Here is a 25,432-nt window from a genome sequence, read left to right on the forward strand (position 1 = left end):
ATAAAAGTAATAAAAAACACACTCAAATGAAGGAAAAAACAAATATTATAAATTAAGTATTTTAAAGTCATACCATTAAATTAAGTTTTTCATAAGACATATCCAGTTAGTCCGCTGTGTTAAATACTTTTAATAAATTCAAATTCATATAATTAAGATTCTTCTTTTGTTTATTGAGAGTTTGTATATTTCAAGATAATTAAGGTTTATAAATTTATTCTCAATCGTTATTTCTGAAAAAAACTTATCTAATCAAAAAACACATATACCAAGGCGCGATCAGTAAACTAGAACATGATTGTATGCATCAAGGACGAGAACAATCTCATCTAAAATTTAGACAAAAAAAGCTGCATATAATTCCCGAAACTCTCGACTTAATTTATAGTTCACTTATAGAAGATAACATTCTTGATGAAAATTACTAAGACCTCAAGGGGCATTTACAATCTTAATACGCAAAACAAACTTTATAAATAAAAAGCAAAGCAGTGGGTTTCTTTGCTTTAATTTATATAATAAGATATTTAATTTTTAGGCTAACCCTTTATAGTTTATACATTTTTTTAGAAATAATAGCTTCATTAGATAGTATAACTTTTGCTATATATGTACCGCTTCCTAAATTAGACAATTTGTAAGTTTCAGCATCTTTATTAGCTTTAAAATTATACAATTGTTTTCCTAAAAGATCATAAATAATAATTGATTTAATAGTTAGGTCTTCTGAAACTTTAAATTGTATACTATCATTTTCTAATTCAATAATCTTCAGTATGTTTCGATTTATATCCAGAGCATCATAAATAGATAAAGCATTTTGATTAAATACAATTTGAAAACGGTCATTAAACTCACCTGTTTCAGAAGTAAAAGTATAATCGGAGTCAGATAAATTATGAACTAGACTCAATAAATTATCTTTTAAGTATATAACATTATCATTTAAAAAGCCTCCCTGTAATTGAGCAATAGATAGTTTATACAAAGTAGCTACTTCAATATTAGTTTTAAAGCCAAGGTTAATAATTTCATTAATATTTAAATTATTAACAGCTCTCCCTTGAATAGCAAATTTACCATTATCATTATCGATATTAGAATACAAAATAGCTGCTTTTCCTGAGGTTAAAATACGTTTAGCATCGTAAAAGGCTCCATCATTTTGATGTGTAGCTCCATTGACATAGGCTAATAGTATCTGGTTAAATACTCCATTATCTGAAGATAAATTAACCCATAATTTATTATCTATATTATTTGATACTTTTTTGGATTTAGTATTTTTAAAGAATTGACTATTATTGTTAGTTCCTACTCTCATTGAATTATTAAAAATAACTGGTCCCGTAGACAGTGCTTCAACAAAAAAGCCTTGACCAGAAGCTACAAAACCGTTTGGTATGGTTGAGCCACTAGAGGCAGCAACTCCTCCTCCTCCATTTATCATAGCATAGTCATCAGAAGAAAAGTTTAACGATTGATTTCCAGAGGCATTAGCGTTTTCATTAGTATTTTGATCCCATAAGTAGAGTGTTCCAACAATACCTGTATTTACAGTAAAAAACGTAGCGACATCTATAGCTCCGGGATAAGGATTCCCTATAAAATTCCAATCATTATAGGCACCTCCACTAGCATCAACTAAAGGCACAGAAACTACTCCTGTATTAAAAGCTCCTGTAAACGTAAAACTTTGGGTATCGGGATAAGACCCAACACTTTTGGCAGTTGCTGCATACCCTACACCTGCTTGCATCGCCCCACTAGCTAATTGCCAATCATCTCCATCATCATCAATATCATCAGAAACACCTGTATTAAATGTTCCAGTATTTCCAATTTCTTCATCGTTATCTACAAAATTAGTAGCGTTAAATAAAAACCGTCTTCCAGTTGGCACACCTGCAAAGGTAGTTTCTATAGTTTCCCCTACAACGGGTGAACTCCAGTAGGTATAAGTCAATGCTTTAGACATGATTTTTGTTTTAGTAAGTTGCACACCTCCAGAAGAGTTATCTGTAAAAAGAGCTGTATCATTTTCTTGAACAAAGTTACCTTGAGTTTCTACCTGCAATTGCCCATCTATCGTTACATCATTATCCACTTCTACATAAGTACCATTAGATACTGTTAAGGTATAACTACTATTAACCGTTAACGTACAGCTACTAAAATTACCATTTGCAGCAGTACTGTAATCACCGTCTACTATAACATTAGTAGACGAAGTGGGAATAGAAGGTGTCCAAACAGTACCATTCCAAACAGAAGTATTACAACAAGACGTACCAGAACAACAATAATCACAACCTCCAAGATTATTAATATAGGCGGAAGCATAATTCCAATTCGACGTATTTGCAACAGCTGCATTAATTAAAGCAATTCCACTATTAACACTACAGTCATATTCACCATTACGATTATTTCCATGATATATAGCTGTTGTACCATCTGTTAGTCCTGCTGGCACTGCAGATGTTGCCGTATTTGTAGCATTAGTCCATCCAGCAGAACCATAATGCACTGCATACAGCATGGTAGGAGAAGCAAAAGTACCTTGATAAACAATTATTTGATCATTATTAGGGTTTAACCCAAAACCCCCATTAGGCTCAGTTACGGTACCAATATTTGCAGAATAAGTTACTGAGCCAATAGGAATATCTGCTTCAATAATTATTTCGCTACCACATGGTAAATCAAAATCTGCAACCCAAGTAATAACGCCCTCTGCACTACCGCCTCTAAAATTACCTGGACTACCAGAAACCCAACCTATATCTGTAAAGTTTATTGTTGTTCCCGCTGTAACATTAGTTAGAAGAACAAAAGTAAATTCATCTGGATCTGTATTTACCGAATTATACCCTATAATTACAATATCACCTATAGATAATGTAGTTTGAGCATAATTAATATTAAATATTAAAAATAGAAATACCGTATAACAAATGCGAGAGACTTTTTTCATAATAATTGAGAGATATATTATATAGCAATTTAGAATAACTACACGCAACTTAATGCATACACAAATGTAGTGTAAATCAAATATTTACAAAAATAAAAAAACATCCATACATCGAAAAAATTAAAAACAATAATAATAAATTATTATATTTGTAAGTTAAAACTTTCTATTAATAAAGCATAAGATTACAGTATGTGTTATAAAAGATTAATTAGAAATATATTTTATAAAAAATCAGAACAACTCATTTAATTTTTTAATTAGCTATTTTATTCCTTAGCTGCTTTTTTAACAACAATTAATCCGTTAGAAAACTCAACTTTAGTAAAATAAATAGACCTTTTAAATTTAAAAGTATATAACTTCAATTATTAGCTTATCATTACTATTTTTGGAGAAATTATGCAATCAAAAAAAACATATACATTAGAAGAAGCCACCAGAAAACTTGAGCATTATTGTGCATATCAAGAACGCTGCCATAAAGAGGTAAGGCAAAAGTTAAAAGATATGTATATGATACCTGAAGCTATTGATGTTATTATAGTTCATCTTTTGGAGCATAACTTCCTTGATGAAACACGTTTTGCAAAAGCGTTTGTTAATGGAAAATTTAGAATTAAACACTGGGGAAGACAACGTTTAACCTACGAATTAAAGAAAAAAGACATATCTAAAATAACCATAAATCAAGCAATCAAGGAGATAGAAGAAACCGAATACCTTAAAATTTTTCAAAATTTATCTGAAAAAAAAACAGACACCATAAAAGAAACCAACGTTTATAAGAAACGTAAAAAGTTCATCGATTATTTTTTATATCGCGGCTGGGAATCTCATTTGGTTTATAAAAAAGCTCAAGAATTGATTAAATAAAAAAGGACTAACAAAAATAAATTCATCAGCCCTTAATAATTAATTTTTAGTTCTTTTCTACAAACTAAATACAGCTCCTAAACTCACTGTAAATTGGTTATGTAATTTTTCTGCAAACGTTAATCTATCTGTATTATATTTAGAAAAAGGAGTACTTAACTCTGTATAAACACCAAATCCATCAGTAAAAAAATAACGCGTACCTATATGTCCTCCAAAATTTTTAAGACCAACATGTAAACCTGGGTAAATATCTAAATTATCGTCAATATTTATTACACTTCCAAGATTAGCATTAAAACGTGCTTTAATATCGAAACGATCTCCAAAATCTGCATCTAAAAAATTTTCCACCTCTAAAGCATAAGTAGAAGAAAAACCTAAAGAAATGTTTTCTCCAACACCTAAATCATAACTAACATTCAATCCCGTAGCATTTTCTTGAAAATTAACACCTACCTGGAACTTATTATCCCCTTTACCTTTAAAAGCTTGAGAATTAACAAAGTAGACACATAAAAATGACATTAATAAAATAAAATTTTTCATTATTTGAGTTTTAAACTTTAAGCTTACAAATGTATTATATGTTTTGGAGAAAAGAAGGTATTTGTTTATGTTTATATATTGTTTTTAACCATCTATTTTTTCTTTTCAATTCATTCTAATTTCCTCTCTCCATCATATAATATACCTAAGATTATACTTAATAAAAAGATCTTATCGAGTTTTAATATTTGTGAATAAACAATTTAAAAGGACTAGTAAATTATTTAATAGTTTTAGCTTTTTCTTTGGCTTTTTCGTTACGAGCAATAGTATGCTCTGGTCTGGTCCATTTTGGTTTTTCGCCTAAATCTTGATATTGCGATTCAGTTGCTTCGACAGTCTTTGGTTGTACCTTTTTAGTAAAAGGCTTTTGCGGATTCAACCCTAGTAATTCAAACATTTTCATATCCTCATTAACATCAGGGTTTGGTGTTGTTAACAGCTTATCTCCTGCAAAAATTGAATTTGCTCCTGCAAAAAAGCACATAGCTTGACCTTCACGCGTCATTTGTGTTCTACCAGCACTTAAACGTACTTGAGTTTCTGGCATAACAATTCTTGTTGTTGCCACCATACGTATCATATCCCAAATAGAAACTGGTTCTTGATCTTCAAGAGGTGTTCCTTCAACAGCTACCAATGCATTAATTGGTGTAGATTCTGGTTGCGGATTTAATGTAGATAAAGCAACTAACATACCTGCTCTATCTTCCTTTTTTTCTCCCATTCCAATAATACCGCCACTACAAACAGTTACATTGGTTTTACGTACATTATCTATGGTTTCTAAACGGTCTTCGAAACCACGAGTAGAAATAACTTCTTTATAATACTCTTCAGATGAATCTAAATTATGATTATAAGCATATAACCCTGCTTCGGCTAAACGCTGTGCTTGGTTTTCTGTAACCATACCTAAAGTACAGCATACTTCCATATCTAGTTTATTAATGGTACGCACCATTTCTAAAACTTGATCAAACTCTTCACCATCTTTTACGTTACGCCATGCTGCTCCCATACAAACACGAGAACTTCCGCTAGATTTTGCTCTTAATGCCTGTGCTTTTACTTGTTGTACAGTCATTAAGTCATTGCCTTCGATATTCGTGTGGTAACGTGCTGCTTGTGGACAATAGCCACAATCTTCCGAACAACCACCGGTTTTAATCGATAACAATGTACTTACTTGTACAGTGTTTGGATCGTGATGTAAACGATGAATCGTTGCTGCTTCATAAAGCAACTCCATTAATGGTTTATTGTAAATATCTAGAATTTCTTCTTTGGTCCAATTGTGTTTTGTTTCACTCATAAATCTAAACGGATTAGCAATGCCAAAAATACTAATTTAATAGCATATACCTTTATTTTTTAATTTATGAACTAGTCTAGAAAGTTGTTTTTATTTACAGAGTGTAAATTTTATACTCAAACTTGATCTCTTTTTGCTAGCATAGTTGCATTTACAACTATAAAACAGTATAACTTTATAAATTAGTATTCAAAATATTTTTTGTGTGTAATAGAAAACTATTTTAAAATCATTCTTAATAACCCAAATAAAAAAATCAGGATTGAATTCAATCCTGATTTTTCTGAGAATTTACGTAGTTAATATCCTTTTTACAAAGAGTTTGCCATAATAAATTTTCTTATGCCTTTCTATTCAAGAAGGAACTGCTATTTAGTTTTTCTTAATTACTTTTAATGTTTTAGTATACTCTTTTCCTTCTAAAATTATTATATACATACCGTTTTCTCTATTTTTAAGTAGTAAGTCTATCTTATTTTCATTTGGACTTATCTGCTGTTTTTCGTATATAATACGTCCTTCAATATTAGTGACTTTTATGGAATGAATGTCATTATTTCCCAATAAAACAGAAAGTTCATTATTAAAAGGGTTAGGATATGCTAACACATTATTATCATTTTTAGAAATGTCTTTTTTCAACGTTGTTCTAGCTGAGCTTGTTGGCAAGTAACTAATCTCTAATTGAGGTACATTTGTACTATTTTCTTTAGAAGCAAAAGCCATATCATTCCCCTCAACATGAGAAACAATAATACTAACTATTCCATTAGTTGGTATTTTATTATTATCTAAATCCCACGTGTAAGTTGTTCCTAAACTATAATCAGAATCTAAACTACCTAAAAGTGTTGAAGATAAAGGCTTATTTTTATTCGATAAGTTACTTTCTGTCCAATCATTATTATTTCCTAATTCGACGTTTACCTCACCACTTCCGCTATCATTAATACAGGTTAATTTTAGTTTTGCGTTAGTAATACTTCCACTAATGCTCCTTAAATCAAATTGAAAATAACCTACACGTTTTCCATTCTCTACTCTAATAATCTCATTATTAAATCTAGTTTCATCTGAACCTTGTAAATACGCATCATGAATAGGAGTAAGAGTGATAAATTGAGAACCTGTTCCGTCTACTACCGTTATAGTACTAGAAGCTGTTTTGTTACCATCATTGGATGTTACTGTAATTATGGCAACACCACTAGAAACAGCAGTAACACTTCCTGAAGAATTCACTGTTGCAATAGATGTATCACTTGAAGACCATGTCACAGATTTATTTGTGGCATTGTTTGGTAATACAGTTTCATTTAATTTTCTTGTTTCATCAACATTTAAAGAAATGGCTGCATGAGATAAACTTACACTAGAAACAGAAATATTACTACCACCTCCATTTAAAATAGCAGGATAAAATGTTCCTCCAGTTGGTGCAGAATTTCTTAAAACTCTAGGTTTACTATATTGATCAAAAACAAATACTTTATCACTACCTCCAAATTGACTTGAGTTATTTTTTCCGCTAACATCGTTATTAAAAATAATATTATTTTCTCCAGGTTTTCTATGTCCAAACCTTGATCCACCAGAAGCAAAAGCTCCCCATGAACGCCACTGCTCGCTTTTAATTTTATTTTTTTCAACTAAATTAAAGCCATCATCATCATTATGAAAGTTAACATCAACTTCTAAATCACAGTTAATTACAACATTGTATTTAGCACCTAATTGAATAGTAAAATGACGAATTCTTCTTACGCGTTCGTAAGCAATTAAATTATAGTCTCCACGAATATCATAATAGCCGTTTCCTCCTCCTCCTTTATTGAAACATGCATCAACAAAATTACCTCTAAAAGTATTATTGTTTCCCATAATTTCAATAGGATCTGATCCTGAATTTTTAAAAACACAGTTATCTACCCAGCAGTTCTTACTCTTAGAATCAATTCTAACAAATGTAACATACATATCTTTAAGACCTTCTGGATTATTTCCAAAACATTTATCTCCACAATACTTGTTTCTATTTACATTTTTATCATCATAAATAGTTACATCTTTTTTCGGAATATATTCCATACTTAAATCCTCAATACCAGAATTTTTAGATTCTTTAAAAATAAAAGTTTTTTTATCGTTACTTCCATTAGAACGAATAGTAACATTTAATTTTACAGCTTCTTGATTTTCTCCTCTTAGCACCACATTACTTTTAATAGTAATAGGCTTATCTATATTATATTCTCCCTCTTTTAATAAAATTACACTAGTTTTTCCTCCTGTATCAAGGGAATCAATAGCCTCTTGTATTCCATCGGAATCAGTGGGTTTTATTTCTTTTTTTACAACTAATGAATTTCTGGAAGGAATCCCATTTTTAACACCGGCTTTTTGCCATTCCTTCATAAAAGGGTAGTTCGCATCGTTTTTCGAATTGTCGAAAGTTACACCTGTGTCACCTATTCTGGTTTGAGCAATTGTTTTATTGCCGCACATAAGCAGTCCAACGAATGTTGCACTTAGTAGTAATGATTTAATAATTTTCATGATTTTTTGTAGATATTGTTTTAATAAATTTGAAAGGCATTATATACAATATACGAAAGATTAGACTTATTGGATTTTATGTATTACTACAAAAAGCTATTTTGTTATTTTACAAACAGAATTTGTTATATTGATATTTATGAAAGAAACAACACAATTGATATATCACAATGTATTCTGAAGTTATTACACTTCATCACGGAATTTTAAGTATAAAATAGTTGGTTATTAATGCTTAACAAATTTCTTAATATGTAATTACAGAATTACATTATTTTTATTTTGTTTTCTGGAGTTTTAAAACCGAGACATATTCTATGTTTGGCAAATCTTTCCATTTTCCTATATTAACACCTAATGTTTTAGATGCTAAATCTATTTCGGAACCCTCTTTAAGCACTAGAAAAACACTAATTCCAAATAATATTAAATTAAAAATGTTATTGGTTAGTGCTTCAAAAAGGCCTAAAAAATAAGTAATGATTCATTTAATAGTTATTTTATAATTGTGATTAACTACAAAACTATTTTCATAGTTAACTCTTACCTAGCTTACTAAATAGTATTAGTATTTAGATCAAAAAAAAATAGCCATCTTAATAATTGATAGCTATCTTTTAATTAATTCTATTTTAATTTTTATTCTTTATCTTGAGAATCATCAATTTCTTTTACTTCAGAAGCTTCAACTTCCTTAGCTTCTACAACATCTTTCCCTTTTAAATACTCTGGCAACTGCATACCAGCCATATTAAACATGTCTTGTAATGGTGGTACAGATTTATACATCCCTGATAAGAAATTGGCTGTTGAAGATTTTCCATCTTCACCATTTCCACCATTTTCCCAAACCGTAACTTTATCAATCTTAATATTTTTAATAGCTTCGGCTTGTGTTTTTACCAATTCTGGTAATTTATCTGCAATTAATAATAACACAGCATCTTTAGTATCATTTCCTGCGGCTTTTACTATTTGATCTAAACCAGCAGCTTGTTTTGTTAATACTTCATATTGTCCTTTTGCTTCTGCTTCTGCTTTTAAGAAAATAGCATCTGCTTGTCCTTTTGCTATTCTTCTAATGTTTTCTGCTTCTGCTTCTGCATCAATTTCTACTTTCTTTTTATCAATTTCTGCAGGCACAATAACGTCTGCCATTTGAGATGAACGTTCTCTTTCTGCTCTAGCAGTTTCAGCTAATTTTTCTGCTGCATAAGCTTCTTCTAAGGCTTTTGCTGCTTGTACTTTTTCTGATGTGATTGCTCGTTTTTCTGCTTCGGCTTCTTTTTCTCTTCTTAATGCATCCGATTCTGCAATAGATATTTTTGCTGTATTTTCTCCGTTTATGGCACTTGCATTAGCTTCAGAGGTTTTTATTCTTTCGCTTTTTAAAGCTTCTGCTTCACCAATTTTTGCTTGAGAATTTGCAGCTGCAATTTGAGTTCTTTCATTTTGCATAGCATTAGCTTCTCCTATTTTTGCTTTTGCATGTAATTCGGCTACTTGAGTTCTCTCATCTTGTACTGCGTTAGCCTCACCAATAGATCCATCTCTAGTCTTTTCTGCTACAGATTTACGTGCTGCATTTATTGCATGTGCAGCTGCTTCTTTACCTAAGGCTTCAATATATCCAGATTCGTCAACAATATCTGTAATATTTACGTTGATAAGTTTTAGACCTACTTTTTTAAGTTCGGACTCTACACTTTTAGAAATATTTGTTAAAAATTTATCTCTATCGGAGTTAATTTCTTCAATATCCATTGAGGCTACTACTAAACGTAATTGTCCAAAAATGATTTCTTGCGCTAATTCTTGAATTTGATTCTGTCCTAAACCTAATAAACGTTCTGCTGCATTTTGCATAATACCAGGTTCTGTTGAAACTCCAATAGTAAAACGAGAAGGCACATTAACACGAATGTTTTGTTTAGATAACGCGTTTATTAAATTTACTTCTATGGAAATGGGCGTTAAATCTAGAAACTCATAATCTTGAATAACAGGTAATATAAAGGCTGCTCCACCATGAATACATTTGGCAGATTCGCCTCCTCCTACTTTACCATAAACAACCAATATCCTATCTGAGGGACAACGTTTATAGCGTTTAACTAGGATTATAAAAAATAAAAAGATGAATAAAACTGCTGCGATAGCGGCCATTGGGAAGCCAAAATTAAAGGCTTGTAGTGTAATTGATAATAGCATAAATAAATTATTGGTTAAGTTGTTCTACAATTAATATTCCGTTTTGGGTAACATTTTTTACTTTGACAACAGATCCTGACTTTAAATCTGTTTTTGAGTCTGTAAGAGCTTCTAATTCTCTTAGCGCACCTTGAATTCTTATATGTGCTTTACCTATAGACGATCGATTAGCTCCAATGGTAAGGTAAACTTCACCAACGCCTCCTATAGCATTTTTAAAATTTAAGGTACCGCTATGGTTAAGTTTTCTCATATAAAAAAACATGCCTGCCATTATAATCATCATAACTAGTCCACAAATCATTGAAATAATTATGGTTACTATTTGTGAGAAACCTGCATCGATACAACCAACACCACTCCAGCCAAATATGGTAAAGAAGCCTACAAGGTTTTTAAAGGTTATAAATTGAAAACCAATACCAGTATCTGAATCTATTTCGGTATCTGTATCCAATTCATCTGTATCACCACCTACAAGCGTTAGAATCATGGTAACAATAAAAATTAAAGAGCCTAATAGAGCTATACTCCAATATATTTTTGGAAATAGCTCTAAGCTAGAAAACCATTCTGTCATAAATTTTAAGAATTAAGAAATTAACGATTTAAATGTATGCCCTTTTATATAATCTTACAATTATTACTAAGACCTATTTAGGGCATTATTTTGAAAGCAAAATAGAAACTGCATTTCCACCAAAGCCAACGGCATTTACCAAAATATTTTTTATTCTTTTTGGTGTATTTTCATTTTCTAAATAAGGAACACCTACAAATTTTTGATGTTGTAACATTAAAATAGCAAATTCAATACTAAGAGCTCCCGAAGTACCAAAGGTATGTCCTAACTTCCACTTATTAGTAGTTAAAGCTGGGAGTTTGTTACAAAATATTTTTTCAATGGCTTTAAATTCTGAAATATCTCCTTTTATAGTTCCTGGCGCATGCATAACTACGACATCAATATCGTTAGGGTTTAAATTGCCTACTGCCATTTGCATTGATTTTTGAAAACAAACTGCATCACTGGAAATAGATATATTATGTTCTAAAACTTCGGTTGCATAACCAATACCTTTTATAATGGCTAAAGCGTTTTCTTGTTCGCCTTTTTCTAAACAAATCATAGAAGCTCCTTCTCCTAAAATCATAGTGTTTAGTTTTTTTGAAAGATCTAAAGCACGACATGGATAATAGCTTTTGTTTGCCATTTGCATGGTCTCTATTTGACTTTCGGCTTCTACATCTTTGCCCGGTTTTGTTTTAGCATAGACTTTTAGAGCTTGCATTTGTGCTATTGTAAATGGTGTTAGTGGTGCTTCGCTACCACCTACTAAAAATTTATTACACATGCCAGAGTTTATCCAAGCTATACCATTTAATACGGCATGTAATGCTGTAGAACAGGTTATGGAATGGCTAATTTCTGGGCCTTCGGTTTGCAAATCGTGTGCAACCCATGATGATATGTTACCTAATGTTGTTGTTGGCGAACTTAATGTTTGTGTTTTATCGTTTTTTAGAAAATCTTCATGATAATTCTCAAAAAGATGTGTGGCTCCTCTCGAGGAACCTATGTTAATACCAAAATTATCAGTTTCTTTCCAATTGGCATCTTTTACTGCTTGCCTTGAAGTATAAATTGCATATAGAACTGTATCGTCTAACGACTTGTATTTATTATCGGATTGCTTAAGGGTTTCAATCTCTTTTTTGGCATCTGCTGGAATTTCTGCTACTAAGGCGCTGTTATTTTTAAGTGGTTTTTCACTAAAACAATGTGCATCATTTTGATAGTTTTCCCATATTTCACTTAGTGATTTTCCTAATGGTGAAATGGATGCAATGGCTGTTATTGAGGTTGGTTTTTGCAACGGTATTTTGTTTTGGCAAAAGTAAGTGATATTGATATATAATTTATTAGCTTAAAAGTAAATTTATTTAATAAATTTAAAAAAACGGCTACTACACGCTTAGGAAAGTAAAAAGTATTCTAGACTTATTTTTTTAGAAGATTAAAATATGAGAGGAAAACTATACATTTAAATTTTGATTATTTGTACAGATTAATTAAACTAAATACTTCGTAATTATATACGAAGCACTTAGTTAGTTATCATGTTAAATATAACTATATATACGAATTAAAAACAAAAACTTAGTTTTGACTTTCTAATTGTTCTATTCGTTTTTCAAGTTGCATTTGCTTTTTATTTTGGGTTAATATATATAAGGTGAGTTCTTCTATCTTTTCAAGTAATTTTAAATTCATTTCCTTTAATCTAATCCCTTCTTGTTGCATTTGTTTTGCAGAAGGAATATTAGGCAAATGCCCATATTTATCGATATAATGTTGAACTTCTTTTAATGTTCTTAATTTATAGTCATCGTAAAAAACGTAGTCAGGAGCCACTGCTCCTTCTAAATCCACTTTTACTTCTTTTGTATGTATTTTTCCTTTTACTGTTAATTCTGCATCTGGGGTTTCAGTACCAATACCAACATTACCATCAATATAATTAATATCATTTCCGATTGCTGTCCACAAAGAACTAGATTCACTACCATTTCCAGTATTTTTTGGAATACCATAGACTTCTAATTCATAGAGTCTAAAATAATTTCCGGCTCCTCCTCCTATTGATTCCCCTATTCCATATAGCCTTACTTTTGACGTTGTAACTTTAGAAAAACTTTTATCAACAATTGCTAAACTATTTGAGTTACCATCAACTATGGTAACCCAAGTAGAACCGTTCCATATCTGAAATTCATATCTAACAGCTCTATTATAACCTCCAGACCCAGTCCAAAATTTTAATTGTTCTATTTCGAAGTCTTCTTGCAAATCAACCTCAATCCAATGCGGCCAAGAAGTATTAGCAGATACCCATCTATTATGAACATTTTGATTATCCCCATCAACAGCTTTAGAACTAGTATTAGAATCTAAAACAGAGTCAGCTAATGTAGGCTTTCCAAGAGCTATATTCGTATTTTGCGCAGATAATAGACCTGTGCAGATTAAAAACATGCTAATTATTTTTTTTAAAATCATAGTGAATTATTTAATGAAGTAAAAGTATAAAATAATTTACTATCTTTTTGATAAATTTTCATTAAGCAAACATCAAAAAAACGCCCTAAATAACATCTAAAACCTCCTTAATTACTTGATATACTTTCTGTAATTGTGCTTTGGTTATAACATACGGTGCTTGTATGTATATGGTGTTTCCTAGGGGACGTAAAAATACTCCGTTTTCCATAAAGTGTTTAAAGAGTTTATCACGCAGGTTTCCGTAACGTTCCATTTTAACATCTAAATCGAGTGCAAAAATAATTCCTGTTTGCCTTATCGCTTTTACTTTAGGGTGCTTTTTTATGGTATTACCAAATGTTTTATGTGAAGCAATAATGGTTTTTATGTTATCCTGAATTTCTTGGGTTTGTAATAATTCGATACTTGCCAAAGCTGCTGTACATGCTAAGGGATTTCCAGAATAGGTATGCCCATGAAAGAGTCCTTTGCTAAGATCGTCGCTATAAAAAGCATTATATATTTCTTGTGTACAGGTTGTTAATGCCATTGGTAACAAACCTCCTGTTAGTGCTTTACTTAGACAGATAACGTCTGGTTTGGTTTCTAGGTGTAGTGAGGCAAAGTATTTTCCTGTTTTACCAAACCCCGTCATAACCTCGTCTGCTACGGTAATAATATTGTGAGCTTTACAGAATTTTAAAATCGCATTTAAACCGCTGGCATCATGCATTTTCATTGCTGCTGCTCCTTGCACTAGGGGTTCGTATATAAAACCTGCTACTTTGTTTGTGTTTACAATATCTTTTAATAGTGTTAAAATATCTTGATGATTTTCGCCATTTGGCACTGGAATTCGTTTTACGTCTAGAAAGAAATCTTCAAACGGCCCGTTATAAACAGATAGTCCAGAAACGCTCATGGCTCCAAAGGTGTCTCCATGAAAACCGTCTTCGAAAGCAATGAGTGTATTTCGTTTTTCGCCTGTATTAAAATGGTATTGCAATGCCATTTTAATGCCTATTTCTGTACTACTAGAACCGTTATCGCTAAAGAAAATTTTGTTTTGGTTTTCTGGAAGAATTTTAATGAGCGCTTCTGATAATTTTATTGCTGGCTCATGTGTGAATCCACTAAACACAACTTGGTCTAACTGTTGCATTTGTGCTGTTACTTTACTTGTTATATAGGTATTGCAATGGCCGTACATGCAGGTGTACCAAGATGCGATGGCGTCTATGTATTCGTTACCGTTTTCGTCTGTTAATACACAGCCTTTTGCTTTGGTTATAGCTAATGTTTCTGGATGTAGTTTATGTTGTGTAAGTGGATGCCAAATGTGTTTTTTATCGCGTTCTTGTAGATTCATATTTACAGTCTAATTATGCATTTAAACAACATTTTTTATATTTTTTACCACTCCCGCAATGGCAGGGATCATTTCTACCAATTTTTGCTTCTGTAATTACAGGTTCTGTAGTTTTATAATAGTCTTCTAATAAATCATCATTAAAATCATTATGATTATACGTAAACAAATCGTAAATTTTTTCTATCGTATCACAATCATCAATTGGATTAATTTCATGATTATCATGACTCATTTCTGTTTCAAAATCACTATAATCTCCACAAATACTTGTGTTTACAATTTCCATATCAAACATTGACTTTATTTTAGACAGGAGCTCTACGGCATTATAATCTATTAAGTTTCCAATAAAAAAAGCATTTAAATCAGTATCGAATATACCGGTATTATTTTTATTTTCTATTAGGAAATTTAAAATATCATCTAAGCTATTTAAAATCTCTTTTCTACTCAATGTATCATCAAAAACAGATATTTTCATAAAAGCTTCGGCTACAATAGATTTATTATAGCTGCTAATATGCTCTTCTTTTATAAAGGCAATTAATTTGTCTTTATTATTTTTCCCAATGTAATATAATAAATGAAAAACACTATCTGAAAGTGTATCTCCAAACCAAAAGTCAATATAATAGTCATCTTGTCTTAAGATTTCCAGAATAGCATCTATAGCTTTATCGTTTTTTAGAAATAATAAAATGTTGGTAGCATGTATTGGAAAATAGTCCTGATTATTACTTTCAAAATTCATTGTGAAATAATCATGTCTATGTATGGAGTCATAAAGCGTTTTTATTAAATCGTCGACTAATTTTGTGTGATCTAAATTTAATAATTCGTCTAACTGATTTTTTGAAATACTTTCTAGTGAATTTGTATATAGGTAATTAATTTGTTTTGGATAGTAAAAATCTGGAGGTGTGGTGGTTTGTAAATGTTGTCTCCTATCTTTAACTTGCACTGTAATGCTATTTTCTTCTTGATGAGTTAAAGTTAATTTTCTAAAAAAATAGTCTTGTTTAAAATATTCGGCTTGCTCTAATTTATGATGATCTTCATCAATATTTTTTAAAATATCTAATCTACTATTGGCTTCTTTCTCGTCATTTATTAGGTACAGGTAACGGATGGTAAGTACATAATATGATATAATCTCATCGACTAAAAATGCGTCTCTTTCTGGGTATAATTCATGTAACAGTAGAGATTCGCCTATTAAACCTAACATCTTATCAATATCATTTTCATTCAACAAATTATTAGCATAATTTATTTTAGCGTATAGATATTCTGGATGTTCTTTAATTATCCACTTATTAACTTCGTCTGCCTTTTTTGTATTATCTTTTAAGGAATAATAAGTCATTAGGTAGTTTTTAAAAATAGGCACTTTAGGAAATTGATTGGTATATTTTATCAGTTTTTTTAATGTACTTTCTTTTCCTTTTGGTATATCATAGTATAATTTTTCTATGAGCTGAGATACATATGGTGTTATGTGATTTTGCTTATCTAATAACGATGAATCATAAGAAACTTTAATAGCTTCAATTTTTAATGGTTTCATTTTAACTTGTTTTTAAATAATTCGGCATATTCTTTTACTACATTCTTATCAAAATAAGGTTCTTCGTTTATACGTCCAATAACTGGTACTTGCGTCATTTCTGTAATAATATTTTCTGTTGTTTTGTGTTCGTTTCCACTAAAAATAATAGATACATCGAAACCTTTTGCTTTTAAAAGATTTACTGTTAAAAGGGTATGGTTTATACTGCCTAAATAATGACGAGATATTACAATAACCTTATAATGGGGCTGCATAATATCTAAAATAGTTTGTGTATTGTTTAATGGCACTAATAACCCTCCTGCTCCTTCTATGACTAAGTTATTTACTGTTTTTGGAGTTATAATTGTTTTAAGATCTATTGAAACACCATCGATGTCTGCTGCTGCATGCGGACTCATAGGTGTATTTAACGCATAACTATTGGGGTGAAACTTTGACTTAGAATTGGATACCAAACCTTCAACTTTTTTAGTATCGCAATACTCTAATTCTCCTGCTTGTACGGGTTTCCAATAATCGGCTTTTAAGGCTTCTGTTAGAATTGCCGATGCTATGGTCTTGCCAACATCGGTTGAAATGCCTGTAACGAAATATATTTTGTTTTTCATTAAATGTATTAATAAGGTGCCACGAATTGACAAATATATTTATTCTGTTACTTATATGATTAGTGTATCAACGGAATAAAGCATCATTTCAATTTAAATTCTGTTTTACAATCTTCGCATTTGTATTTATATCTGGTATAAAATGGAAGTGCCGAAACTAAAAAGGTAAAAATAAACGCGAAAAATGATTTTGCATTTTTTATTGTTGAATAGAGTTCTACTTTATCGCTGGCGCAGTTTGGGCATTTTATATTATTCCCTTCATCGTCTATAGAATACTTTTTTATAGATTCTAATATATACTGTGCTTCTAGGGCTTGACGCGATAATACTTTTAGCTTTACCCCACCTATAGCATTACTTACTAATGGATCTGTATCTATGGTTAGATTGTCTGATAGAAATACTTTTATTCCCTCAGCTTCCAAACGTCCTTTTATAATTTGGGCTTCTGTGGAATATTGAAATCTAGCTATGGTTTTAAAGGTATCGCTCATTATATTCTTTATTGATTTAATATCTAGTTAAAACTATATACTTAAGGGTTTCGTTTTTAACTTCGAAAATTTTCTGACATAAACTTCACGAATTCAGTTTTACAATATTTGTATTATTACAATAAACTCAGCGCAAGCGAGTTTAGGGATAATGGATTTTATTTCTACACTACAAAAGTAGCGAGTCCTTTTAAAACTTCCGATATTTCTTTTTCAGTATTAAAAGCATGTAAACAAAATCTTAATCGCTCCTGTCCTTTTGGTACTGTGGGTGATAAAATAGGTTTAACATCGAATCTTTTTTCTTGAAGCCTTTTTGCGATTACTTTTACTTTATCGTTTCCTGAAATAACACAACAATGAATGGCAGAATGACTTTCTATAAAAATAGATTCTAACTTGTTTTTAATAATTTCTGCTTTAAAAAACTGAATGTTTTTATGCAATTCTTGAATAGAATTATTAAATTCCGCTACATTACTTATAATAAGTAATTCATTGTATACTACATATATTGTAGCAAGGCTATGCGGAGGCAATGCAGTGGTATAAATAAAACTACGCGAAAAATTCACTAAGTATTGCTTTAAACTTTCGTTACTTAATATGGCTGCTCCGTGACAGCCCATGGCTTTACCAAATGTTATAATTCGTGCGAAAACATCTTTTTCTAAACCTAGATCTGCAATAAGTCCTGCGCCTTGTTTACCCAAAACACCTATAGCATGAGCTTCGTCTACAATTAAAAGGCTATTATATTTTTTACTTATTTCTGAAAATTTTACTAGGTCTGGGGAATCGCCATCCATAGAAAATACAGATTCTGTGATAATATAAATATTTTTATGTGTTTCTGAAACGTGATTAGAATGACGTAATATTAAATGTTCTAATGCTTCTAGATTATTATGTTTAAACTTATATCCTTTTGCATGACTCATTGAAATGCCATCTCTAATGGAGGCATGAATGTATTCGTCGTATAAAATAATATCGCCTCGTTGCGGAACTGAAGAGAAAAAGCCAACATTGGCATCGTAACCTGAGTTAAAAACTAATGCCGATTCACTTTTATGAAAATTACACAATACTGTTTCTACACTATTGTATAACTTATGATTTCCTGATAATAACCTAGAGCCTGTTGCTCCATTTTGAGGCATATTATTTTCTATTAAAAACTCATGTGCTTTATTAAAAACAACTTCGTTTTTAGAAAACCCTAAATAATCGTTTGAAGAAAAATCTATTAAATTATGTTGTACACCAAGTTTCCGTAAGGCATTATTTGCTTTACGTTCTTCTAATTTTTGTTGTAGTATTTTTGGAAGGCTTTTCATTTAAAAACAAATATAATTAATGCATATGTTACTCATAGCAATAATTATAGGTATAAGTTAAAAATCATCTTTTTTTATAAAAAATTATTGTTTATCAATAATTTTTATATATTTGTTATCGTTAAACAATAATTAATCATGAAGAAATTAGCGTATATATTATCAAAAATATTCTTTTATTGCTTTTCAACTGTATGTCTTTTTATAATGGTATTTTCAATACTATCTTATTTTGCATATAAATTTGACATGCAAATTCCGTTTGTTGAAGTTTTAGAAAGCCACTCGAAAGTCAATGTGCCTTTATTAGAGCTACGTATAAATGTTCCTTTTAGTTATTCTATCATTATTATGTGGTCTGCCATGTTATATTATACTATTTATTTTTATGCACTTAAAAACTTTTTTAAGGTGTTTATTAAAAAAAACATGTTTGAAACTAAATCGTTAAAACGGTTACGTTTTTTCTTGAAACTAAATCTTATTCCTATAATTTATATTATAATCTTTACAGTATCATTTCTTTTACGAGGAGATACTTTTAGTCCTCAAGATGATTATTTTATTGTATTCGCGCATTTAGTAGTTGCTTTTTTAATATACCTCTACTTAGATATTTTAAAAAAAGGAAAACATGTACAAGAAGAAAATGACTTAACCATATAACGATGAAAGACAATACAAAAATTTTAACCATTATTACTTGGATCATTTTATTATCCTCTATTTCGGTATTACTTAATGATATTCGTGAATTTGATTTTAATCAATTTACAGAATTTCAAAATTGGGCTAAAACAGCAAATAAAAATGAATCTTGGTTAACGTCGAAAAATGCTATTAAGTGGAGTTATTATGCTATAAGTGCTGGTTTGTTTTTCTGGAGAGGCTACCTTATTTATGGGTTTTCTTATTTTTTATCAATCCTTAAGGAAATTGAAAACAGAAACTACTTTAGTGACAAAATTATTAAAGGTTTTAAAAAGATTGGATATATTTTTATTTGGTACACTATTAGTGTTTTAATTTTAAGGTTTCTTTTAGCAGGAATTAACGGATCTACTTTCAACTTTTTTAACGAACTCAAAGCTGAGTTTACTTTTTTAATTCCAGCAGGTTTAGGATTTTATATTTTAGCTGAAATATTTAAACGTGCTAAGGAAACTAAAGAAGAAAACGACTTAACCATATAACGATGCCCATAATTGTAAATTTAGATATCATACTTGCTAAGCGAAAGATAAAAAGTAAGGATTTGGCTGAAACTATTGGTATTACTACCGCTAACTTATCGATATTAAAATCTGGTAAAGCTAAAGCGGTTAGGTTTTCAACTTTAGAGGCTATTTGTAAAGCTTTGGATTGCCAACCTGCTGATATCTTAGAGTATGTTGAAGATTAACACTTAATAATTCTGTTTAATTATAAAATGATATAAAAGGTGTATTTTTGATTTTATATAAACTCTAGTCTTTCTTTATTATGAAAACACTCATTTTCACTTTATTCCTTTTTATAGCATCTGTTGGTTTTGCTCAAAATAATTATATCGTAAAAACTGAAGATGGCAAACGTGTTTTACTTAAAGCAGATTTTACCTGGGAGTATATTGATTTAGAAAAACCTGAAACTGGTAGCAATGTAGCAAAACAAGTTAAACCTTTAAAAAGCACAACTTGTAATGTTGCTCAAAATTTTACCGAGCCTAAACTGAATAAAAAAATCCAATCTCAATTAAAAAGAGGTCGAGCAAGTATTAATCATATAAAAAAGAAGGTTGCAAAAGACTATAATTGTACGGTAGATGCTATTTTATTATTATCTTTTTCTGAACAAAAGGAAAAGGGAGTCTATCATTTTTGTGCTAATGGTACCAAAGTAGCTTACAAACGTATGGGTAACTCCATTTTAAAAAAGGGGAAGTTTTTTTAAGGTATTAACAGCTGCTTAATAACGTATTTAATCTGGTATTAAAAATAGCTAACCTTTTGAGCTTAATTCCCCGAGGCAAGCCTCGAGGATTGTTTTTTAGTTAAATTGAATATTACTAGCTAGCATATTTTATTTTCCTAGTTGTTATTACCTTTTTCACATCACTGTAGGCTCTTTTGATTGTTTTCATTTTTTCTATCCAATTACCTTTAGTATCATATTTTTTGATTACTTTTATTAAGACATCAATATTAAAAATCGTATCTGTTTTTTCTTTTATTATTCCTTTAATTTCAGTCTTATTGGTTCTGATAAAACTCCATTTTTTATGTGAATAATGGATAATGTTTAACCTACAAAACAAAAAATTCATCTTCGATATCTATATATTTTATTAACACACAAAGACAAACCATAGAAACTATTGCAAATTCCCAAAAAAGCCCCTGATTATCACATCTTTTATCAGAAAAATCTAAAAAATTTCTTTCTCCATAAAGTTATTAAAGTAACCTACATAATCAATACCCTATATCTTAGTTTTCAAGAGAAACACACAAAAACAGACTATTGTTCTTTATTTTTATCTACCACACTTTTAGCTCGTCACTATCCTCTGGCCAATATAAAAAAATAGGATCTCCCCCTTCAAATACTCTTACTACTCCCTCATTATTAGTTATTTCTCCTTTTAAATACAACAAAGGATTTAGATTTTTTTGCCATAAAGCTACTATTTTACCTTCAGCATAATATTGTACATCATAATTTTCTACAGGCAACAATTCTCGTTTTTTCACAATAGAATTTACAACTCCAAATTCATTTTCTTTATATTTTTGAGTTACATTCTTTATATTTTTTTCTATATACATAGTATTTGAAACTCGAGATATCATATGCGATTGTTCTCTTAAATAAGAAAGTTTGTCTAAATTTTTACAAATTATTCTTAATTCATTGTATTTTCTAATAATTTTTTCTTCTATATTTTGAACTTCATATAGATTCTTAGCTTTATTTAAGTCTTTACTATAAGCATAAGGTATGTCTACATCAAACTCTATCATAGATTCATAATAAGGTATTTTTTTACTTGCTAAATCTTCTGGTAATTGATATGTCACTATTTTTAGATACTCCTTTAAGCTACTATCTTTATCCGGAGCATAATAAAAAGTAAGGTTTATATACGCATATTTGGTTAACAGACTATCCCCTTCTTTTGGAAATACTTTAATTATAGCCTTTTGTTTTCCTTTCTTTATCAACATTGGATTAAGAGGCATCATCATAGATTCTCCATTATTTTCTGTAAAACGATAATCTATACTATTCTCTATTTCTATAATCAATTTACAGCCACTTTTATTCACTTGAATTGAATAAACAGGATTATAAGAGTACTCCTCAATTGATAATAATGTTTTATTAATAATTTCTTCCATTTGTTGTTCTTTTGTTTGGCTAGTGCAACTATTAAATATAATTGCCATTATTACACAAATTATTATTTTTTTCATTTTTCTAGTATATACATCGTTTTTTTTAAAATAGGTTCTTTAGGTTTTTTTATTAAAGGATAAAGTTCATCATCAACTCCAGCTTTTAGACCATAACCCCATGCCTTTCCTGTTACAGAAACCATCATACCGTTAAACTCAATGGCAGTCTGCATAAAAGTCCCTTTATTATCTATCCCCGTTTTACCTGTAAAAGTAAATGAGGTTTCTCCTTTCGCTGAAAGTTCTGCTCCAATAGAAGACTTCGTTTTTTCCGCTACAAAACTTAATTTTTTAGTACTTACCTCCACTTTCACACCAAGTTCTGCACCAACACCAAGTACCGTATCACTCTGTAAGTCAAATGACTTATCTTGATTAAAATAAATATCCCCTTTAAAACCTATAGAACCAAATGCATAAAGGTTAAACCAAACATCTCCTCCTGCAACTGCAATAGCCAAATCTGCAGCTTTTATTATTGGACCTATAAGAGGTATATAACTCATACAAGCAATGAGATCTATTTTACCTGTTCCTTTAATTAAAGGACTAAAGCCTAAAGATATACTTCCTGTTCTAACAACTACGCCGTTTGTTTGTTGTTCATACTTCCAAGAACCTTCTATCTCTATAGTTGGGTAATCTATTATAATTATAATAGGTAGCTTCTTTAATTTACCTGCTAATTTATCTGCCATCCCCTTTGCTTTAACCTTATCAACATGACATACAGTATCTATAGTCTCTTTTATTTTTACTAAGGCAGTTAAAATAGACCTTATTTTGTTCTCATAAGAAGCACTAATAATTGGTGTTTGAATATTTCCATTATATTTAGCATTTAAAGCCAATTCAAAACTTACTTCCTTATTTAGCCATTTTTTATTTAGCCCCGCAGCAGTAGCTTTTTTTTGATGCTGTTCAAAACGCCCGCCTTTTCCGTTATTGGGCATATTAGTATGCGAATATGTTTCTGGTTGTGTAGAAGCGACTTTAAGTTTCAAGAACCATTCGATATCAGCATACAATTTTATTAAAGGCATACGTATATAACGGCAGCTCTTTATAATTAGAGGGAATTCTATATATTTCCCTCCAAATAAATAATTGGTAAATATGCCTAATTTATTATTTGCCTGATAAGGAAAAGCAAATTCTAATTTTAAACTATTTTCGTTATGGGTTATAATTTTTACTGGTTTTATATCTCCGAATAAGTCGCTTTTCACTATTTCTGTTGGAAAATGCGTAGTAACGAAAGTATTATTAACATGCGAGTTACTATTATCTTGAGTATTATCGAAACCTGCTTTTTGTTGGCACTCTGCAGTTTCTATATCTTCTAAATCTATCGTTATTGTTTGGGTTGCTTTACTACCTGCTACATACTCTAAAATTGGGGTTGTATTATTAACTTCTAAACAGCCACCTTCTTCACTTTCTTTTAAAATATAAAAAGGCTCACCAATGCTACTACTTATTTTTATGCCTGTAAACCCGCATTCTTCAAACTCTTGAGTAACTAGTGTTGCTTCTTTTATTTCTGCTATTTGTGGGATCCATTCTTGCTCATCGTCGTCTATAGCCCATATATCTTTATAGTTTATTTTAAAGGTAATTTCTTTTTTTATTTTTTTTACTTGCTCTTTTGTATAAGGCGCATGCATTATAGTTACGTTAGGTACTAAAACAACTTGCAACTTACCTTCTTTTATAGATGCTTCTTCGTGGTTTAAAATTTCAATCCAGGTTGGGTTTATATAAAGTTCGTAGCGCTGTTCTACATTATAATCTAATGCTGGGTTAGCGTTACGGGCTAGTGGTATGGTTTCTTTTTTTAACTCTTTACCATCTACGATTATGGTTAATTCGATATCGTAATATGGTACGTTATGCAATTTTATGTGTAAATCTACAATATTACCATATTCGAGTTCATCTTCTAAAGTTTCTATTGTTTTTTCAATAAACTTTAGTTTTCTCTCTTGGGTTTCTACAGTGCTTATTCTTTTTTTAGCGTAAAAAGACATGACCTGTGGTTCGTCTACAGCTATAACAAAAGCGCCTTGAGATTTCCAGGTTGGGTAATAGTTAATACCTTCTAACCATATGCCTGCACCTAATGTATTGGTGGTATATTTAATACTTCCAAAAACATCTTTACCCATATCTCTATTGTAGGATGCATTAATATAGCTTTTACCTACGCCACGCGTGCTTTTTTCTGAGTATTTAACATCTTTATAATCTTTTGATTTTTCGTTTAAATAGGTTAGATGTTCCGCTAAAGTTCTTTCTTGAATAACTGTTTCTCCTCCTTCTTTAAACCTTAACCATTTATGACTCATAAACACATTTAAAGGTTGCGCCACCCAATATACATTATTTTCAGTTTTATTTGGGTTTACTGCCTTTAATGCTAAAATTTTAAAGCGTACTGCTTTATCTTTTGGTATTAAATAAACGTAGTAGCCTTTATATATTTCACGTCTTGCTTTACGACTATCTGTTATAATTTCTTTATCGGCATAACTTTTATCTTTTTTTACTTCGCCTTCTTTTAAATTTAAAACACTTGGCTTCATTTTACTGAGTTTAAATCATGTTTAACGTCTTCTTTTACTGCATCATCGCTTGCTAATGGGTTTATTTGCGCCATTACTTCTTCATCGGCAGCTGCTTCATGCTCTTGGGTTGCTTCTGCTGTTTGCCCATGAAATGTAATACTTACACAGGGCGCTCCGGCTATAGCGCAAGTAGCTTTACTATTTTCTAGTATGGGATTACCACCATTATCTAAGGTTACTTTCTCATAAAAACCTTGCCATTCTGTTACCATGGGTTGGCAAGGTTTATAACCACCTAGTGTGGGTTGCAACTTGCATTGCCCAAAGGTCTTTTTCTCAAAAGGCTGCCCAATATCTAACGTAGAAACGATCATCTTTTTTTCGCCTTCTGTATCGTTTACATACTGTTTATGTTGGCTTATGGATACTATTTTATCGGGCATGGTACCGTTCTGGCACTCGCACTCTGCTTCTTGACATACTATTGCTTTTCCCATAGTTTAATTTTTAA

General features: G+C 30.6%; 21 protein-coding genes. 5 read left to right on the forward strand and 16 right to left on the reverse strand.

Annotated elements, in window-relative coordinates; translation table 11 throughout:
- Window positions 1-547: 547 nt before the first annotated feature.
- On the reverse strand, window positions 548-2,977 hold the full coding sequence (locus A8C32_RS02355) for a DUF8693 domain-containing protein (protein WP_069828842.1): 2,430 nt from the start codon (window positions 2,975-2,977) through the stop codon (window positions 548-550).
- 402 nt (window positions 2,978-3,379) lie between these two features.
- Here A8C32_RS02355 and A8C32_RS02360 point away from each other — a divergent pair, with 402 nt between their 5' ends.
- A complete protein-coding gene (locus A8C32_RS02360) occupies window positions 3,380-3,853 on the forward strand; it encodes a regulatory protein RecX (protein ID WP_069828843.1) in 474 nt (157 codons plus the stop codon).
- A 57-nt stretch (window positions 3,854-3,910) separates the two neighbouring features.
- Here the strand turns inward: A8C32_RS02360 and A8C32_RS02365 are convergent, their stop codons facing one another.
- The 12 genes from A8C32_RS02365 to A8C32_RS02420 all read right to left on the reverse strand — a co-directional run bounded on the left by A8C32_RS02365 (window position 3,911) and on the right by A8C32_RS02420 (window position 18,917).
- Window positions 3,911-4,402, reverse strand: a complete 492-nt coding sequence (locus tag A8C32_RS02365; protein WP_069828844.1) for a DUF6646 family protein — start codon at window positions 4,400-4,402, stop codon at window positions 3,911-3,913.
- Between the two features lie 220 nt (window positions 4,403-4,622).
- On the reverse strand, window positions 4,623-5,717 hold the full coding sequence (gene bioB / locus A8C32_RS02370) for a biotin synthase BioB (protein WP_069828845.1): 1,095 nt from the start codon (window positions 5,715-5,717) through the stop codon (window positions 4,623-4,625).
- Between the two features lie 372 nt (window positions 5,718-6,089).
- Window positions 6,090-8,273: an Ig-like domain-containing protein gene (locus A8C32_RS02375; RefSeq protein WP_069828846.1), complete on the reverse strand. Its 2,184-nt coding sequence runs from the start codon at window positions 8,271-8,273 to the stop codon at window positions 6,090-6,092.
- A gap of 639 nt (window positions 8,274-8,912) precedes the next feature.
- Window positions 8,913-10,484 (reverse strand): flotillin family protein, encoded by a 1,572-nt coding sequence (locus A8C32_RS02380; protein ID WP_205635359.1) that lies wholly within the window; start codon window positions 10,482-10,484, stop codon window positions 8,913-8,915.
- Between the two features lie 7 nt (window positions 10,485-10,491).
- Window positions 10,492-11,064, reverse strand: a complete 573-nt coding sequence (locus tag A8C32_RS02385) for a hypothetical protein (RefSeq protein ID WP_069828847.1) — start codon at window positions 11,062-11,064, stop codon at window positions 10,492-10,494.
- An 85-nt stretch (window positions 11,065-11,149) separates the two neighbouring features.
- Window positions 11,150-12,361 carry a beta-ketoacyl synthase N-terminal-like domain-containing protein gene (locus tag A8C32_RS02390; RefSeq protein WP_069828848.1) on the reverse strand — a complete coding sequence of 404 codons (1,212 nt, stop codon included), beginning with the start codon at window positions 12,359-12,361 and terminating at the stop codon, window positions 11,150-11,152.
- Between the two features lie 284 nt (window positions 12,362-12,645).
- Complete coding sequence (locus A8C32_RS02395) at window positions 12,646-13,521, reverse strand: galactose-binding domain-containing protein (RefSeq protein ID WP_165605775.1); 876 nt, start codon at window positions 13,519-13,521, stop codon at window positions 12,646-12,648.
- Between the two features lie 109 nt (window positions 13,522-13,630).
- Complete coding sequence (gene bioA, locus A8C32_RS02400) at window positions 13,631-14,896, reverse strand: adenosylmethionine--8-amino-7-oxononanoate transaminase (RefSeq protein WP_069828850.1); 1,266 nt, start codon at window positions 14,894-14,896, stop codon at window positions 13,631-13,633.
- 13 nt (window positions 14,897-14,909) lie between these two features.
- Window positions 14,910-16,466 (reverse strand): YecA family protein, encoded by a 1,557-nt coding sequence (locus tag A8C32_RS20230; RefSeq protein WP_069828851.1) that lies wholly within the window; start codon window positions 16,464-16,466, stop codon window positions 14,910-14,912.
- A complete protein-coding gene (bioD, locus tag A8C32_RS02410) occupies window positions 16,463-17,080 on the reverse strand; it encodes a dethiobiotin synthase (protein WP_069828852.1) in 618 nt (205 codons plus the stop codon). Before bioD ends, A8C32_RS20230 begins: the two co-directional genes overlap by 4 nt.
- 83 nt (window positions 17,081-17,163) lie before the next feature.
- Complete coding sequence (locus tag A8C32_RS02415) at window positions 17,164-17,577, reverse strand: putative signal transducing protein (protein ID WP_069828853.1); 414 nt, start codon at window positions 17,575-17,577, stop codon at window positions 17,164-17,166.
- 164 nt (window positions 17,578-17,741) lie between these two features.
- Window positions 17,742-18,917, reverse strand: coding sequence for an aminotransferase class I/II-fold pyridoxal phosphate-dependent enzyme (locus A8C32_RS02420; RefSeq protein ID WP_069828854.1), 1,176 nt, complete (start codon window positions 18,915-18,917; stop codon window positions 17,742-17,744).
- 249 nt (window positions 18,918-19,166) lie between these two features.
- Between A8C32_RS02420 and A8C32_RS02425 the strand changes: the two genes are divergently transcribed.
- The 4 genes from A8C32_RS02425 to A8C32_RS02440 all read left to right on the forward strand — a co-directional run bounded on the left by A8C32_RS02425 (window position 19,167) and on the right by A8C32_RS02440 (window position 20,849).
- Window positions 19,167-19,583, forward strand: coding sequence for a DUF2975 domain-containing protein (locus tag A8C32_RS02425; protein WP_205635360.1), 417 nt, complete (start codon window positions 19,167-19,169; stop codon window positions 19,581-19,583).
- 2 nt (window positions 19,584-19,585) lie between these two features.
- Window positions 19,586-20,110, forward strand: a complete 525-nt coding sequence (locus A8C32_RS02430) for a DUF2975 domain-containing protein (RefSeq protein WP_069828856.1) — start codon at window positions 19,586-19,588, stop codon at window positions 20,108-20,110.
- Window positions 20,111-20,112: 2 nt separating this feature from the next.
- Entirely contained in the window at window positions 20,113-20,319 is a 207-nt protein-coding gene (locus A8C32_RS02435; protein WP_069828857.1) for a helix-turn-helix domain-containing protein, read from the forward strand.
- Window positions 20,320-20,399: 80 nt separating this feature from the next.
- Complete coding sequence (locus A8C32_RS02440; protein WP_069828858.1) at window positions 20,400-20,849, forward strand: DUF3157 family protein; 450 nt, start codon at window positions 20,400-20,402, stop codon at window positions 20,847-20,849.
- Window positions 20,850-21,436: 587 nt separating this feature from the next.
- Here A8C32_RS02440 and A8C32_RS02450 read toward each other — a convergent pair.
- From A8C32_RS02450 to A8C32_RS02460, 3 genes are read right to left on the reverse strand one after another with little or no spacing between them, the layout of a single operon-like run.
- A complete protein-coding gene (locus A8C32_RS02450; RefSeq protein ID WP_069828860.1) occupies window positions 21,437-22,372 on the reverse strand; it encodes a hypothetical protein in 936 nt (311 codons plus the stop codon).
- Window positions 22,369-24,939: a hypothetical protein gene (locus A8C32_RS02455; protein WP_069828861.1), complete on the reverse strand. Its 2,571-nt coding sequence runs from the start codon at window positions 24,937-24,939 to the stop codon at window positions 22,369-22,371. The genes A8C32_RS02450 and A8C32_RS02455 overlap by 4 nt, the downstream gene beginning before the upstream one ends.
- Window positions 24,936-25,418, reverse strand: a complete 483-nt coding sequence (locus A8C32_RS02460) for a DUF4280 domain-containing protein (protein WP_069828862.1) — start codon at window positions 25,416-25,418, stop codon at window positions 24,936-24,938. The genes A8C32_RS02455 and A8C32_RS02460 overlap by 4 nt, the downstream gene beginning before the upstream one ends.
- Between the last annotated feature and the right edge of the window lie 14 nt (window positions 25,419-25,432).

It is taken from the genome of Flavivirga aquatica (genome assembly GCF_001747085.1).
In the GTDB taxonomy this organism is placed as follows: Bacteria; Bacteroidota; Bacteroidia; order Flavobacteriales; family Flavobacteriaceae; genus Algibacter_C; species Algibacter_C aquatica.